Here is a 14,705-nt window from a genome sequence, read left to right as displayed (position 1 = left end):
CGGAAACCGAATATTTCAACATAACAATGATTATCATTATCAATGTTGGGTATACTATCGGATGTAGACGAAAAAGAGGCAACCTTATACAAGGTCGCCCCAAAAGAAGTTACAGCTTAGATTCAAACGTTTTGCAGTCGGTTTCTTCGGAGTTGTTGGCTTGCTTTCCGCGATGACTGACGACATAGATCGAGGAAGCGTTACACTTGTTGCCTGCAGCCCAGTACTTACAGGAGTTCACTTCGCATAATACATCTTGTGCCATGGTTTCACCTCCTTTGTTACATAGTGTGGGTTCAGTAGCTAGCAAAATATACATAGGACATGAAAAAAAGGATAGAAGTACCGGAACGGATCCGGTGCCTCTATCCTTTTTCGTTGTTTCAACGGCAACGATCTGCCGCAACTTGATCGCTAGATTTAGGAGTCATCTGACATATTAATTTTAAAGAGTATAACCCACTTTGCGTTTTTCAGAGATTCAGGCGTAAAATCGATCGTTCTCATGCTGTTTTCATTCGTTGCCTGCATCCCCCAAACGGCAGCCTCCTCGTTGTCGGGAACATCTATAGGCTTGCCCAAAGTGACCGGCATCTTTGATGTGTGCTTCACAGGGGAATCAATCCGAAACTGAGTGCTGGAGGACCCATCCTCATGAATGATGGCTACTGTGGCCATGTAATGGGTTCCTTCTTTGTCAGTATCCAGCTCTTTCATCGAAACTATGAATTCACCGTCAAACGTTCTTTGTTCTTCACTTCGCAACAATGTGCTGAATTCCCCTATGGTCTGTTTTTTCACCCCGTTCTCCCATATTTCAGCGGTTGCCCTAATCGATTTCTGATCTCCTTTATAGTTTAGTTTCACCGCTCCTGACATGGGTCCCATAAAGGGCTGGAACTTTTTGGCGTCACCTTCAAATACATTTACAGGCTTCACATGGAGTAAGTCGCGTTGTACCTCTTGTGATTTCGTGCAGGAGGACAAAACAGAGATGGAAATAAGGAAAGAACAAACCATTAGAAATGCCCGCATAGTTACCCCCCCAGGATGAAAGGAATTTTTCATCGATCTAATCTCCGATCCTAATCTTTACAACGCTATCTTATCTCAAACGCATTACCCATCAGCAATGTTGCTGGACGGATTCACAAAAGCGGGAAACCGAACGCACGATCGAACCCATGGGATTGTTCCTGAAAGCATGGCAATTTCCCCAAAGAAAAACTGCATAGAAATAAATTCTACGCAGTTCTTTTTAAACTCTTAGGTAATACTTTGTCAACAGCCTCTTGGTGTAAGGAACTTTTCAAGAACGATCATTTATGAAACCAGATCATCCGCTACCTGATTAATTTGTTCGATCTCAAGTAAAATCGTCGCCAGTTCTTGAGGGGTTGAGTAAAACGGCGAATGGTCCGTATCCAGAGTGTAGACGCTTTCACAGGGAGTTGCAGCGTACATATTTTTTTGACACCAGTTCGTTATCGCTTGATCACGCAGGCACTCAATGTAATAACGCGGAACTTGACCAAACCGCTCGTCCGTCAGACTTAACTTTGTTGCTAAAACTTCCAAAGCTTGAGCATTCAATAAAGATTTCGCACGCTCTGCATCAGCATGTTCAGAACAGCCGTAAAAAATCTCTTTTATTTTTGCCTCGTTAACGGTTGCGTAACTGCCGTCACTGGATACGATCATATTAGATGCTACCAGAGCCCCGGCATCCGTTTGAATCACATCTACCATGGATTCTCCATCTCTAATCAAGAATGCGGTTACATAAACGAGTGCTTTTATTTGCTCCGGACGATATTCGGCGCTTTGCGTGATGGCCATACCACCCATGCTGTGTCCAACAAGGATAACAGGTTCGTCTGCTTCATCAATAACGGAACAAATTTTATCCGTATAGCTCTTAAGTGAAATTTGTGAAACGGGTGTTTGATCAGAACCATGTCCCGGTAAATCAATAGCGTGAACGGTATGACCCTTTTGCTCGAGTAAAGGAACAATCTTCTCCCAGCACCATGCTCCATGCCAGGCTCCATGTACGAGTACGTATGTAGACAATGTGATCACCTCTATTTATTATTAATCATTATCATATTATGACGAAATGAAAAATAACGAAATAGACTTGTTGCAGTATAAACAACAACAGGGATATATTTTAGATTGCGCGAAATGAGTTGACCCACAAATTTTGTTCAACTCCCGCGGATAACGCCGGCTTCTTCAGACGTCTCTTGCCTAAGGAGCCATTATATAAAATAGGTTTCGTGTAGTATGATAGGAGAACAACAGATTCTGATCAAAGGGGCAGGAATAACAGATGAACAGCGGAAGCGAACAGGGAAACCAACGAAACGGGAGTGCCGAGGAAGCAAGACATCTGCTGGCGGCGAATCCGGATCTCGTGTTTGACGAGCGGATCCGGATCGATATCGGGACGAAGGATGCGGATTTCTGGTTGAAATTCGCTTCGGAATGGGGCGGAGCGTTGTACTTGCTCGATGAAACGAACAAGAAGCGGCACGAGAACGGCCTGATAGATCCGACGTCTTACGAATATGCGCGGCGCACCTACAGACTCGGACTGATTACGTTAAGCGAGCTTTATGACAAGCTGAAAGCGTGGAATGGCGGCGACGAGCGGGCCGAGCCGTACGTCTACGCGATGAATTCCCTCGATTGCTTCTTCGTTCCGGCGTACCTGGAGGATTTCAGCCGGGTGCAGCCGTCGCTGAAACCGGCATGCGACGAGGCCGTCGGGCGTATTCTTACGCAGCTGGCCGGGAAAGCGGACCTTGAAGACGTGAGCGAAGCGCTGAATGCGATGGTCGGCCAGTATATCCGTCACATGCACGAATACGCGGCCGGCTGATAAAAGGCGTTCTTCGGCGGACCGTTATCCGACCGGTTCGGACGGAAAAACGTGCTGTTCCTTTCGATTCTTCGGTACGGTGCCTCTAGCGCAGCTGCTGCCATCGGACTGTAAGCTGAACGAAGGGGAGGCGCAGCAGGAGCGGCTGCCGCTTTCCCCGAGCCGGCTGCATTTTACCTGGGGGCATGAAATATGAGACAATACTGGCAAATGAACATTTTCACAGCAAGGGAGCCAGATGAAATGAGAAGTCGAATCCCCGTTTTTGTTCTGATCTTGCTCGCTTATTTGGGACTGAGCGCTTTCATCGGATGGAGCGGCCTGCAGTATTGGAACGTTGTCATGCCCGCAGCCCCCGACGCGTTGTTTATATTCGTGTACGTGCTGCTGGCTTTCTCGTATTTGATCGCGATGCTGGCCCGCCGCGCGATGCCGTACGCGTTGTACAAAGCGCTCAAGGTTATCGGTTCCTATGGAATTGGGTTGTTGTTCTACGCGGTTCTGCTCGTGCCGCTCGCCGATCTGACGGCCTGGCTGCTCATCTTAATGGGAACCGATGCCTCGGTTGCCGTCACCGTCGTCGGCTCCGCCGTACTGGCCGTCATGGCGGTGCTGCTGCTGGTCGGCTCCTGGAACGCGTGGAATCCTATCGTCCGCCGTTACGACATCGAGATCGCGAAGCCGGGCGGAGGGCGCAAGGAGCTGCGCATTGCCGCCGCCTCGGATCTGCACCTCGGCACGATGGTCGGCAAACGGCATCTCTCCCGGCTGACGGAGCGGGTGGCATCGCTTGCGCCGGATCTCATTCTGCTGCCGGGGGATGTGCTCGACGACAGCATAGAGCCTTTCGTACGCGAAAATATGGCTGAGGTGATGAGCGGGCTGCGCGCTCCCCTCGGCGTGTACGCCGTGCTCGGCAACCACGAATATATCGGCGGCCATATTGCCGAGTATGTGGAGCGGATGCGGGCGATCGGCATCGACGTACTGCTCGATCGCGTCGTGGAGTTCGAGGACGGTCTGTATGTCGCCGGGCGCAAAGACCACGCCGTAGAGAGCTTCACGAACGAAGGACGGCTTACCGTCGATGCGCTGCTGGAAAGCTCGAACGTGGATCGGTCCAAGCCGATTATACTGATGGATCATCAGCCGCATCAACTCGGCGCAGCCGCCGAAGCGGGCGTCGACTTGATGCTGTCCGGGCACACGCACCGCGGCCAAATGATGCCGAACCATTTGATTACACGGCGCCTTTTCGAACTAGATTGGGGTTATTTGCGCAAAGGCGTCATGCATGCGATCGTCTCCTCGGGCTTCGGTTCATGGGGACCGCCGCTGCGTATCGGAAGCCGATCCGAGCTGCTGGACATTCGAGTTACCTTCCAAGGGTAATTCATCTGAATGCAGGTATACGTCTCAAAAATGGTGACCGGATCACGACCGGCCCTGCGACTGTCTGGCTGGACACTCGCAGGGCTCCTCGTGCTGTTCGCCAGAAGATGGACACGATCGCCGCAATCGCAAACAGGGGCGGCTTTACGATTCGTCAAAATTCGGGAGGAAACGCCGGGCATCATACATCCTGCAAAAAACGCTTTCAATTTTCGACAAAGCATGCTATAAAAGAACTAGACATCACCTAAAATTTAGGCAAACCATATGAAAATATGGGACGCAAAACTACAGGGGCTACGCGCCATTCGCCGCATGCCAGCCAGTTGCCGTTTTCCGTTTATGGGGAATGAACCGATCAGCCCTCCGTAACTGAATGAGGCATCACAGCACTCGATTCGGAGGTAAGAGACATGTTTTATTTTCTTCTTTCCCTCAGTTTGTTTTTAACTCCTGTTTTCATCCTATTCTATATGGCTGTTGAAACGCTGCAGCGTAACAAGCGTGACCGGTTGAACCAATGCGCCTCACTGTTTTTCTTCTCCGCCATGCTTATGTTGTTCGGCAATTTTATGACCAGCTTATTCACGGTTCCTTTTTCGGGCAAGATAAGCTACTTGTTTATTTATCTCCCCGCGTTTGCGGCGATGTGTTTGCTCATCCGGTTTTGTGCGCTGCTGAGCGAGCGGGACCGGGCGATGAGCCGCCCCTTGTTGCTCATTCTTTGCTATGCGCCGCTCCTCTCGGGCCTATCGACCTTGCTCTTTCCGCAGTGGTCCTACATCGAGATCGCTGAGATCGGGGGATGGCGTTATCATGAGGTCAGTCCGCTGTTAATGGGGGTGACGGTCGTGACGGCCGTGTACACGATGGGGCTGTCGCTCTATTTGGTCGGCGCCGGTCTGCGCGAAGCGGCTGCTCTTCAATTGAAGCTCAAGCGCAAGCAACTGCAGATGGTGATGTGGGGGGTTGGTCTCGGAGGAGCATGGGCGGTGCTGCTTGCCTCTCATAAGCGATTTTCTATCGTGCCGGACGATCTGTGGATGCCCGATCTTAGCATGTTCGGCGTTTTGATTTATGCGTTTTTCATGCGGTATGCGATGATGAAGTATGATTTCCTGCTTTCTATCGAACGTAAGATATTGTGCGAAATGTCGCCGGTGTCGATTCTGATCGTGGACCGGAACGGTATCATCCGGGAAACCAATGCCCAGACGGAGGCGATGCTGGGACCCTTGCACCAGGAGCCGGCAATGCGCCGGCTGGATGAATGGTTGACCCCGTGCGAGGAGGACGCTGCGAAGCCGGCAGAGGATTCGCAGCGCGAAGCACTGTATAGAGGAGAATATGCGGTTCACAACAGGCAAGGCGACATCAGGTTCGTTCGCGCCGACAGCGAATTCATCTATACCGCCGGGGAGCGGTTTCAATGCGTCGCTTTATTGGATATTACGGAAACGAAGCTGGCAGAAGCGAAAAATCGGCATTTGGCGTACCACGATACATTGACGGACCTGCCGAACCGGTTTATGTTCCAGCAGCGGCTCCAAGAGTCATTATCCGCCGTCAAGCATCATCAAGGATCAATTGCCGTCATTCTTATCGGTTTGGACGGATTCAAGAAAGTGAATGATTCGCAAGGCCATCATGTCGGAGATTTGCTGCTGCAGCATGTGGCCGATATTTTGCTGAAGAGAGCGGCGCTCGACGCGACCGTCTTCCGTTTAGGCGGAGACGAGTTTGCGATGATCGTGCCGCATTCGGAGAGCCAGGCTTCTATTTCCGAGCTTTGCCACGACATTTTCGAGGGATTTCAGGCGCCGTTCTTGTATAAGGATAAGTCCTATTATATTTCCGCCAGCGTGGGCGTCTCTCTCTTCCCCGAGCACGGGCAACAGGCGGAACAATTGCTGCAGTTTGCGGATTTAGCGATGTACCATGCGAAGCAATCGGGAAGGAACCGGTACGTGTTGTATGATCCTTTCATTCATCGGGAAGAGCAGGAGCGGTTCCGCATGGACGGCTGGATTCGCAAAGGGCTGAAACAAGGGGAGTTTGCGCTTCATTACCAGCCGCAGGTCGATATGGAGAGCGGGCGTGTGACCGGAACGGAAGCCTTGATTCGCTGGCACCACCCGGAGGAGGGATTGATCCCGCCCAACGAATTTATTCCGCTGGCGGAAGAATCGGGCACGATTGTCGATATCGGCTACTGGGTGCTGGACACCGCCTGCGAGCAGCTGCGGAAGTGGATGGAAGCCGGGTATGCGCCGCTCTGCATATCGATTAATTTGTCGGCCAAGCAGTTCCTCGATCCGAAGTTTCCGGATGTGCTGGCCGATACGCTGAATCGGACCGGCATCGAGCCTTCGCTGCTCTGTCTGGAGATTACGGAGCGCACGGCGATGCTCGACAAGGGGGGCTGCGCCGACATTTGCCGGGAAATCATGTCGTTCGGCGTCAAGCTGTCGATCGATGATTTCGGTACAGGGTATTCGTCGTTGGTTTTGCTGAAGCAGCTGCCGGTTCACTCGATCAAGATTGACCGCTCGTTCGTCATAGAGCTGGAGACCAACGACAGTGACCGGGCGATTATTATTGCGATGATCGCGATGTCCCACAACTTAGGCAAGAAGGTGGTTGCCGAAGGGGTGGAGGAGCTCGGCCAGTGGAACATGCTGGCACGGCTGGGCTGCGACGAAGTGCAGGGGTATTTCGTCAGCCGTCCGCTGCCGGCCGACGAGTTTGTTCGCTTTCTGGCGAGGGAACGACAGCAAGGGATCAGCGTGATGCCCCTTGCCTATCACATGCATAAGTAGAAGCAGCGGCGATGTCCGGTTTGGCGTTCTTTCCGAATCCATCCCCGGAAGGGGCGAAAGCCACATAACCGTTCAGCCCAGAGGGCCGAACGGTTATTTCTGCTGCAAGGCTTCGCCGGGCGTAACGGATGAGGCCTTCCGGCGAAACATCCAAATGATCCCCAGGCACAGCGTCAGACAGATGCCTCCGCACAGCATAAAGGCGCCGCTTGCACCGTAACGGTCGGCCGCATACCCGGCGAAGAAGTTGCCGATCGGCGTCGAACCGGCGAAGACGAGCGAGTAGATGCTCATCACGCGCGCGCGGTACTCGTCTTTCGCGTGTATCTGGAGCGTTGAGTTGCTGTTTGTCGCGAACAGAATGTTGAATACGCCGGTGACGGCCAGACACAAGCCGGCGATCAGAGGCGAATGGGTGAGTCCGATCAGCAGCAGGAAGACGGACAGCAGCACGGAGCTGATCAGGATGAGCTTGCGGCGCGGGCCTTTCTTACTCATGAACGACATCGCAAGCGCCCCGCCGAACGAGCCGACACCGAGGCACGACATGAGCAGCCCGTACATCTGCTCCTTCATCATCAGGACGTCCTTCGTGAATACGGGAATGAGCACGGCGAAATTGTAGGCGAGCGTTCCGACGACGGTTACCATCATCAGCGTCTGCAGCAGCACTTGATCTCCCCGGATATAAACCAGACCGTCTTTAATCTCATTCCACACCCCGATGTTCTGTTTTTTCTCCCGCACATACGGGACCGCCTCAATCTGCAGCAAACCGTATATGACGGCGATAAAACTTAGCCCGTTCAACAGAAAGCACCAGGCCGGCCCGAGCAGCGCCATCATCGTCGCACCGATTGCCGGTCCGAGAATTCGCGCCAGGTTGAACGTCATCGAATTCAAGGCGATCGCATTCATCAGATCGTCCTTCCCGACGATCTCGATATTGATCGCCTGCCGCGTCGGCATATCGAACGTGTTCGTCAGGCCAAGCAGCAGGGCGAGCACCATGACGTAGCCGTACCGGACCGTATCGGTAAAGACGAGTGCGGACAGCGTCAGCGCGAGCAGCATCGACATGCTCTGCGTCACCAGCAAAATCCGCTTTTTCGGAAACTTGTCGATCACGACGCCTGCGAACAGGGACAGGCATGTGAAGGGCAGGAATTGGATCGTGCCGATTAGACCGAGCAGGAAAGGCGATCCCGTCAATGTCAGCACGAGCCATGCTTGCCCGATGTTCTGCATCCACGTTCCGACGAGCGAGACGCATTGCCCCATCCAAAAATATCGATAATTCCGATGCGTCAGCGCGTGAAAATGATTATTGACGAGCCGAGCGCCAGCTAGCTTTACATTCAAGACCTGTCACCTGCCTCCTGATGTTCGGATGATTCCGGTTGTAAGCGGCTGCTATCTTTCGTAAACCGGGCGGCGTTATGGCCCATCTTGTCGAGCAGCGCGATTGCCGCTTCCTTCTCCTCCTCCGTGAAGCCGGAGGTGAGCAGGCTTCGCCAATCGGCCAATACGCTGCGCACCTCGTCTTTAATTTCAAGCGCCTTCGGGGTTAGAAATACCCGGTAAAAGCGTTTATCGTCATCCCTCACCTCGCGGCTTACATAGCCTTGTTCTTCCAGCTTCTTCAACGCTTTGGCCGTCGTGCCTTTATCTATCATCAAATAATCGGAGAGCTCTTCCTGACTCAAGCCGTCTTGTTTATACAGCGCGCTGAGGAACATATACTGGCCTTTCCCGATATCGTGCTCCTTCAACCGGCTGCCGATGTACATTTGGCCTGTACGGTACAGCAGCGAAATCAAGCGGGAAATCGTATATTTATGATCCGGCATCGGAATCCTCCTCGTGTTTAAATAATCAGTTGCAAATGCCACTATAAATAAGTATAAATCCTAACGGTTGCTCTTGCAACGGTTCTTTTGCCATGATGAGCCATCGCCCGAATGGATGAAAACGGGGAGAAATCCGGTCCGAACGACAGGCGTTTGCTGGAGGAGGTCCGGCGAGCTCCGCTTCGCCGCGAGCGTGTACAAGCGTCGGCCGGATGCTTTTCATACGGTTCGCCCCAGGTCGTTTGTTGTTGAGAGCGTGAATATGACGCGGAAATTTGCCAAAGTTGTTGCCATTTTGTAATATTATTTTAAGCTTATTTTAATCATCGTAATTTATCCTATTAAGTAAGTAAGCGCATGGCGCAGTACCGCTAGATTTTTTGATAGATGGGACGGTGTTAGGGATGAAGGTTTTTGTTAACTTTCAAAACAAACAAATCCCGGTCTTCGCCGACAACTTGAATAAGAAAACGCTCAAGCTGCTAAGAGCGGCCCTCGACAAAAAGGTGGAAACCGGAAGAAACGCATTGCAAAAATGCTTGCAAACCTTAATCAGCATCGAAGTTGTCGGATGCGAAGCTATCCTGCATTCCTTCAACGAAAGAGATTCGCTTGCTCTGTCCCTCTATTAGAGGGACTTTTTTCTTTAATTCGGTTACGGCTGAAGCGTATGTAAGTTATATAGGAGGTTGCGTCCTGCATACCACCCTGATCGGGAGCGTGATACGCATGGGTAAAATGGGAATAGCGTTGCAGCTTTATACGCTTCGGGGAGAAGCGGAGGCCGATTTTCGCGGCATGCTGCGTAAAGTGGCGGAGCTCGGTTTCGAAGGCGTAGAATTTGCGGGTTACGGCGGTGTGCCTGCCGAGGAGATGAATGCGCTGTTACAGGAGCTCGGCCTGCGGGCGGTCGGCGGCCATGTCGGCTTACAGCGGCTGCAGTCCGGCCTGCAGGGCGAGATCGATTATTTGAAAGCGATCGGCGGCAAATACATCATATGCCCGTATGTGTCCCCGGATACGAACGAAGAAGGCTGGAAATCGGTGATTGCCGAGCTGCAAGCGTACGGGGAGGAAGTGCGGAGGCAAGGGTTGGCGTTCGGTTATCACAACCACGAGTTCGAGTTCGAAGCGAAGCTCGGACCCTCGCTCATTTTCGATGCGATCTTTGAATCGACGTCGCCGGAGACGCTGCTGGTGGAGATGGATGTGTGCTGGGTGATGCGTGGCGGCCAAGATCCGCTTGCCTATATCCGCAAATATGCAGGGCGGCTGCCGCTGATTCATTTGAAGGATTTTAAATACGAGGGCGACGGGGTTCAGACGCTGGAGCTCGGCCAAGGCATCGTTCCGTTGAATGACGTCATCGAGGCGGCCTCGGAAACCGGCGTGGAATGGCTGATTGTCGAGCAGGATCATTGTCAGAATCCGCCGCTGGTGAGCGTGGCCAACAGCCTGAACTGGCTGAAGCAGCACGATGTGCAGCAGGCGTAATTAGATGTGGATTTCCGGCGAAGAAGACTTGCGTTCCGTGAACGTCATTCTGGCCGCGTTGGAATCCCAGACGGCGGGTATCGTCGCTTCGCTATAGGTATGGCAAAGGCAGCCATCGTTCTTCGAGGAGAACGATGGCTGCCTTTGTTGGCCGGAGAAACGGGCTGTTCCGCTAGTTTCGCGTATCCTTAGGCTCGGACCGGGCTTGCAGCCGGATGTACTGCCGCAGCATGGCTGCCCGCCAAGGGACGATCATGCCAAACGCAAGAATGAAGAAGAGAGCGCCTGTTTGCGGAATCGAAACGAAACGTTCGATGTACTCGTGAAGTCCCAGCCGAAGCGCGAGCAGGATCAGCAGCACCAGAGCGAACGATTTGGAGCGTTTGACGTAGATGCCGCCGCTGCGCCGTTCCAGCCTGGAGCTGCGGATGAGCGGATAGGAGAACAGCAGCAGACCGGCGAGGAACGCGCTTCCGGCCCATGCCAGCGGAATGCGGAAGAAAGGCAGGGCGAACATCAGAAAGCCGGTGCTCATCCCGATGGGCGGCATGACGATGCTTGACACGGTGATCGGCTTGCTTCCGGCGCGCGAGCGGACGAAGACGGCGAGCAGCGCCATCACCACCATGCCGGCGCTGGCGAAGGTGTGCAGTTGGATGGTGCCGAAGTGAATCAACGTATACAGCCTCCCGGTTGAATCGTCTGATTGACATGATTATACCACCGGCAGGAAGCCGATTCTACTTCATGCCCTTCTACGTCCAGCCCTCTGCATAACCTTCCGCAAGCAAGCCGCCGTAAGGCTCCAGCCAGCGACCAGTGAGCGCAAACAGCGGCTCCGGGTTGCGATTCGTATAATAGGCGTCCAGCGCCGCGAGCAGCTCGCGGCTCTGTTCGAGGCTGTGCCGCTCCAGCTCGCGGTACAGCCATTTGCCGTCGCCGAGCCAGCAGCCGGCGCTGCGCAGCGCGAAGGAAGCGAGCTGCAGCGTAAGCTTGGCGACAATGAACAAGCACTCCGCGTCGCTGCGGTCGCCCGACAAGTCGGCGAGCGATTCGCCGATCTCGTATCGGGCCCGGTCAAGCTCTTGCACGGACCAGGGGAAAGGCCCGGCTGCCAAGGCGTCTCTCGCTTCGCTCACAATGTCGCGTATAGCGTCTTCTCCCTTCAATGCCTGACCGCAGGCGCACATGCGCAGCATGGAAGGGATGGCGCTGTCAATCGCTTGGTCGAAGAAGTAGCGGTACGAATCGCGGGTCATGACGAACGCTTCGATGATCCAGCCGAATGCGCGGTACGTTCGCCGGAATGGTCCTTCCTGCGACTCGTCGAATACGATCAAGTCCAAGTCGGAGGCGGAGGTTTCGCCGCCTTGCACGACGCTGCCGGCCAGCAGCGCCGCTTCGCAGTTCGGGAAATACGTATCGATACAACGTCCGGCCGCTTCCATGCCGTTCATTCTCACAGGAATCACGCTCGATTCACGTTTATTTTTCGGCGCGTATAAGCGCGTAGCCCAGACGGTCCCGATGTGCGTCGATGAGCTCGTCGTGCCGAAGCGAAAGCTGCCATAGCGCCGGATCCATGATCGCTTCGTGGTCCATCATTTGATGAAGATCCGGATGCTGCATTTGATCTCTGCTCAAGTGCTCCTCAAAAAGCGACCGATCCACCAGCTCGAAGCGTTCGTATCCGGCCGCGCTTAAGGCCGACAACCATTCCTCTTCGTTAAATAAGCCGCCGAACTCGAAGAAATCGCGCAACATTTGGCTGTCGCTTTCCTTTAGTCCTGCCAAGGCCAGCACCTCGCGGTCGTATAGCGTTCCGCCCGGACGCAGCACCCTGTAGTATTCCGCCAACGCCTCGGGGATGTGTGTGAAATTGGTCACCGATTCGGCAAGCACAACGTCGAAGGTCTCGTCCGGAAACGGAAGCGCCGTAACGCTGCCTTCCACCCAATCGACATGCAGCTGCTCGGAGGCGGAGCGAGCCGCTGCTTTGACAAGCATCTCGGGCCGCAGATCGAGTCCGGTAACCGCAAACCCTTGCCGCGCCAAATAACAAGCGGTCCGTCCCGTCCCGCAGCCGACCTCGAGGATCCGGCTTCCCGGAGGAAGGGGATAACGTTGCATTTGATCGAGCGTCGCGGAGAATCCGCCGGGATGTGCGCTCCCTACGCCAAGGCGCGTCAGCATATCCAAGTATCGCATAGCTTCACCCCTTCTCAGTAAACTTAACTCCATGTATTTTATGTAGGATTGGAAGAATGGTTATAGGTGGATGCTCCGTTCCGCTACTTTCTTTCTTTAATGACTATGACAGTTCCTGTCAGGGATAGCGGTTAAAGTGTATGAAGAAGTGCAAGTAATGTTTGGCTATAACCAAACTTACCGCTCTTTTCACCGGGATGATGTGATATTATGGGTTTTCGGATAGGGAGGGAGAGAAATCAGATGTTGGATTCAAGCGCGCAAAGCGCAGGGGATAAGGCCGTGTACCCCGCACTCGACGTGCGGAGAACGGCGCCATGGATCATGTTCATTATTTTTTTCGCGGTGTTGAACGAGACGGTATTCAACGTTTCGATGCCGAGCATCGCGGAGCAGTACGGATTAACGCCTTCGGGGGTCAGCTGGGTATCCACGACGTTCATCATTTTTTTCGCCATCGGCTCGGTTATTTACGGGAAGCTGTCGGATATTTTTAGTCTGAAGAAGCTGATCGTCATCGGCATCGTCATTTATAATGTCGGGTCGTTGCTCGGCTATGTGTGCCAATTCTCCTACCCGCTGGTCGTTTTGTTCCGGGCGGTGCAGGGAGCCGGCGCCTCGGCGATACCGGCGTTGATCATGGTTCTGATCGCGCGGTATTTCTCGATGGAAGACAGGGGGAAAGTATTCGGTATTTTGAATTCGACGGTCGCCTTTGCGGTCGGGATCGGCCCGGTCATCGGCGGTTTCGTGTCATCCTCCCTGCACTGGTCTTACTTGTTCCTCATTCCTGTCTTTACATTAATTTCGCTGCCGTTCTTCAACCGGACGCTGCCGAGCCAAGGGGCGAAGCCGGGGAAGGTGGATGTGGCAGGAGCGGTCTTGATTGCCTTGGGAGTCGCCGCGCTTATCTTATTCTCCACGGAGTCGCACTGGTATTGGCTGCTCGCTTGCGTCGGCCTGCTCGGTTGGTTCACGCTGCATATTCGTCGCACGAAAGAACCGTTCATCGAGCCTTCTTTATTCAAAAACGTGTTGTTCCGAAACGGTTTGATCGTAGCGTTTATTATCTTTTGCACGGTCATGGGCATTATGTACGCCGTTCCGTTCATGCTGGATAGCGTGAAAGGACTCAGCGCCAATCAAGTCGGTTGGGTGCTGTTCCCGGGTGCGATCAGCGCGGTGCTGTTCGGGCCGATCGGCGGAAGCCTGGCGGACAAGCGCGGCAATCCGTTCGTCGTGTCGATCGGCATCCTGCTGCTGATCGCCAGCCTTGTGCTGATCTCAAGCTTCGTCGGATTCAACGCGTGGCTGATTTCCGGCGCCATGGTGCTGACCTACATCGGGCTATCCTTTATCCAAACGGCTATCGCCAACAGCGTGTCGCGGACGCTAACGATGGAGGAAACCGGGGTCGGCATGGGATTGTTCAATCTCGTAGGCTTTATTTCGGGCGCCGTCGGGATGGCGCTGGTCGGGCGGGTGCTTGCAGAGAATATGTTCCAATTCAAGCTGAATCCGTTCGTCTGGGAGTCCAAGGCGTGGATGTACAGCAATCTGATGCTTCTATCCGCGCTGGTCATTGTTTTAGGCGCCTTGTTGTACTACCGCAGCTACGGCCGCGCCGCCAAAGTCGGATCATAACGGCCCCTGGGAACCGGAGCAAGCGAAAGAACCGTCTGCGATCACATCGCAGACGGTTCTTTCGGTATATGCCGGTTTTGGCTCACATCCAGCATCAATAGCAGAAGAATTGCTCCACACGCCGCAAATCGAGGCCGAAATAAATCCAGCGCCCGAACGGACCGAATCCGTACCAGCGGAAACCGGCCAAGGAATTTCGTCCGACGAAGGTCAAATAGGCCCAATACTGCTCGCCGTTTTGCTGCCAAATGTATACGAACCGGAACAAGCAGCGGCGTATCCCTCCGGGATCGACCGCGAACAGCTGCTGGCCGCTTTGCTGCGGGATGAACGATGGCGGCGGGCTCTGCGGGGCTCCCGTCGGAGGGCCGCCCGGCCCTGGTCCCGGCCCCTGCCCCGGGAAGCCGCCGG

General features: G+C 53.9%; 14 protein-coding genes, 1 pseudogene and 1 riboswitch. Of the genes and pseudogenes, 6 read left to right on the top strand and 9 right to left on the bottom strand.

Annotated elements, in window-relative coordinates; translation table 11 throughout:
- Nucleotides 1–109 precede the first annotated feature (109 nt).
- The 3 genes from PVA01S_RS13730 to PVA01S_RS13720 all read right to left on the bottom strand — a co-directional run bounded on the left by PVA01S_RS13730 (nt 110) and on the right by PVA01S_RS13720 (nt 2,073).
- A complete protein-coding gene (locus PVA01S_RS13730; protein ID WP_127608086.1) occupies nt 110–265 on the bottom strand; it encodes a DUF1540 domain-containing protein in 156 nt (51 codons plus the stop codon).
- Between the two features lie 155 nt (nt 266–420).
- On the bottom strand, nt 421–1,068 hold the full coding sequence (locus PVA01S_RS13725) for a hypothetical protein (protein ID WP_127608085.1): 648 nt from the start codon (nt 1,066–1,068) through the stop codon (nt 421–423).
- Nucleotides 1,069–1,323: 255 nt separating this feature from the next.
- Nucleotides 1,324–2,073, bottom strand: a complete 750-nt coding sequence (locus tag PVA01S_RS13720) for an alpha/beta fold hydrolase (protein ID WP_155615078.1) — start codon at nt 2,071–2,073, stop codon at nt 1,324–1,326.
- 262 nt (nt 2,074–2,335) lie between these two features.
- On the opposite strand from PVA01S_RS13720, the gene PVA01S_RS13715 reads away from it, so the two are divergent.
- The 3 genes from PVA01S_RS13715 (at nt 2,336) to PVA01S_RS13705 (ending at nt 7,098) form a co-directional block, all read left to right on the top strand.
- On the top strand, nt 2,336–2,887 hold the full coding sequence (locus PVA01S_RS13715; RefSeq protein ID WP_127608083.1) for a hypothetical protein: 552 nt from the start codon (nt 2,336–2,338) through the stop codon (nt 2,885–2,887).
- Between the two features lie 243 nt (nt 2,888–3,130).
- The gene (locus PVA01S_RS13710) at nt 3,131–4,279 is read left to right on the top strand and encodes a metallophosphoesterase (RefSeq protein WP_127608082.1); all 1,149 of its coding nucleotides are present in this window, start codon (nt 3,131–3,133) and stop codon (nt 4,277–4,279) included.
- A gap of 247 nt (nt 4,280–4,526) precedes the next feature.
- Nucleotides 4,527–4,613, top strand: a riboswitch (cyclic di-GMP riboswitch).
- Between the two features lie 79 nt (nt 4,614–4,692).
- Nucleotides 4,693–7,098 carry an EAL domain-containing protein gene (locus PVA01S_RS13705; RefSeq protein ID WP_127608081.1) on the top strand — a complete coding sequence of 802 codons (2,406 nt, stop codon included), beginning with the start codon at nt 4,693–4,695 and terminating at the stop codon, nt 7,096–7,098.
- A gap of 93 nt (nt 7,099–7,191) precedes the next feature.
- On the opposite strand, the gene PVA01S_RS13700 is transcribed toward PVA01S_RS13705, so the two are convergent.
- Nucleotides 7,192–8,460 carry an MFS transporter gene (locus tag PVA01S_RS13700; RefSeq protein ID WP_244932955.1) on the bottom strand — a complete coding sequence of 423 codons (1,269 nt, stop codon included), beginning with the start codon at nt 8,458–8,460 and terminating at the stop codon, nt 7,192–7,194.
- Entirely contained in the window at nt 8,457–8,948 is a 492-nt protein-coding gene (locus PVA01S_RS13695) for a MarR family winged helix-turn-helix transcriptional regulator (RefSeq protein WP_127608080.1), read from the bottom strand. The genes PVA01S_RS13700 and PVA01S_RS13695 overlap by 4 nt, the downstream gene beginning before the upstream one ends.
- A gap of 404 nt (nt 8,949–9,352) precedes the next feature.
- On the opposite strand from PVA01S_RS13695, the gene PVA01S_RS13690 reads away from it, so the two are divergent.
- Together PVA01S_RS13690 and PVA01S_RS13685 are read left to right on the top strand one after the other, a co-directional pair.
- Nucleotides 9,353–9,580, top strand: a complete 228-nt coding sequence (locus PVA01S_RS13690; RefSeq protein ID WP_127608079.1) for a 3-dehydroquinate dehydratase — start codon at nt 9,353–9,355, stop codon at nt 9,578–9,580.
- 97 nt (nt 9,581–9,677) lie between these two features.
- Nucleotides 9,678–10,442: a sugar phosphate isomerase/epimerase family protein gene (locus PVA01S_RS13685; RefSeq protein ID WP_054797489.1), complete on the top strand. Its 765-nt coding sequence runs from the start codon at nt 9,678–9,680 to the stop codon at nt 10,440–10,442.
- Between the two features lie 172 nt (nt 10,443–10,614).
- On the opposite strand, the gene PVA01S_RS13680 is transcribed toward PVA01S_RS13685, so the two are convergent.
- The 3 genes from PVA01S_RS13680 to PVA01S_RS13670 all read right to left on the bottom strand — a co-directional run bounded on the left by PVA01S_RS13680 (nt 10,615) and on the right by PVA01S_RS13670 (nt 12,650).
- Nucleotides 10,615–11,118, bottom strand: coding sequence for a CcdC family protein (locus tag PVA01S_RS13680; RefSeq protein ID WP_054800467.1), 504 nt, complete (start codon nt 11,116–11,118; stop codon nt 10,615–10,617).
- Between the two features lie 79 nt (nt 11,119–11,197).
- Nucleotides 11,198–11,914 (bottom strand): nucleotidyltransferase domain-containing protein, encoded by a 717-nt coding sequence (locus PVA01S_RS13675; protein WP_236595778.1) that lies wholly within the window; start codon nt 11,912–11,914, stop codon nt 11,198–11,200.
- 13 nt (nt 11,915–11,927) lie between these two features.
- On the bottom strand, nt 11,928–12,650 hold the full coding sequence (locus PVA01S_RS13670) for a class I SAM-dependent methyltransferase (RefSeq protein ID WP_054797491.1): 723 nt from the start codon (nt 12,648–12,650) through the stop codon (nt 11,928–11,930).
- A 243-nt stretch (nt 12,651–12,893) separates the two neighbouring features.
- Between PVA01S_RS13670 and PVA01S_RS13665 the strand changes: the two genes are divergently transcribed.
- Entirely contained in the window at nt 12,894–14,294 is a 1,401-nt protein-coding gene (locus PVA01S_RS13665) for an MFS transporter (RefSeq protein WP_127608078.1), read from the top strand.
- A gap of 94 nt (nt 14,295–14,388) precedes the next feature.
- Here PVA01S_RS13665 and PVA01S_RS13660 read toward each other — a convergent pair.
- Nucleotides 14,389–14,705 (bottom strand): annotated as a pseudogene (locus tag PVA01S_RS13660) (hypothetical protein); the annotation flags it as partial.

Origin of the sequence: Paenibacillus validus NBRC 15382 (genome assembly GCF_004000985.1) — a bacterium.
GTDB classification, from domain to species: Bacteria; Bacillota; Bacilli; order Paenibacillales; family NBRC-103111; genus Paenibacillus_G; species Paenibacillus_G validus.
This window is presented reverse-complemented; position numbering and strand designations above follow the sequence as displayed.

Coding starts and splice junctions, on each gene's coding strand:
- PVA01S_RS13685 (WP_054797489.1), top strand. CDS start 9,678: ATGGGTAAAATGGGAATAGCGTTGCAGCTTTATACGCTTCGGGGAGAA.
- PVA01S_RS13695 (WP_127608080.1), bottom strand. CDS start 8,948: ATGCCGGATCATAAATATACGATTTCCCGCTTGATTTCGCTGCTGTAC.
- PVA01S_RS13670 (WP_054797491.1), bottom strand. CDS start 12,650: ATGCGATACTTGGATATGCTGACGCGCCTTGGCGTAGGGAGCGCACAT.
- PVA01S_RS13730 (WP_127608086.1), bottom strand. CDS start 265: ATGGCACAAGATGTATTATGCGAAGTGAACTCCTGTAAGTACTGGGCT.
- PVA01S_RS13725 (WP_127608085.1), bottom strand. CDS start 1,068: ATGAAAAATTCCTTTCATCCTGGGGGGGTAACTATGCGGGCATTTCTA.
- PVA01S_RS13705 (WP_127608081.1), top strand. CDS start 4,693: ATGTTTTATTTTCTTCTTTCCCTCAGTTTGTTTTTAACTCCTGTTTTC.
- PVA01S_RS13690 (WP_127608079.1), top strand. CDS start 9,353: ATGAAGGTTTTTGTTAACTTTCAAAACAAACAAATCCCGGTCTTCGCC.
- PVA01S_RS13665 (WP_127608078.1), top strand. CDS start 12,894: ATGTTGGATTCAAGCGCGCAAAGCGCAGGGGATAAGGCCGTGTACCCC.
- PVA01S_RS13715 (WP_127608083.1), top strand. CDS start 2,336: ATGAACAGCGGAAGCGAACAGGGAAACCAACGAAACGGGAGTGCCGAG.
- PVA01S_RS13710 (WP_127608082.1), top strand. CDS start 3,131: ATGAGAAGTCGAATCCCCGTTTTTGTTCTGATCTTGCTCGCTTATTTG.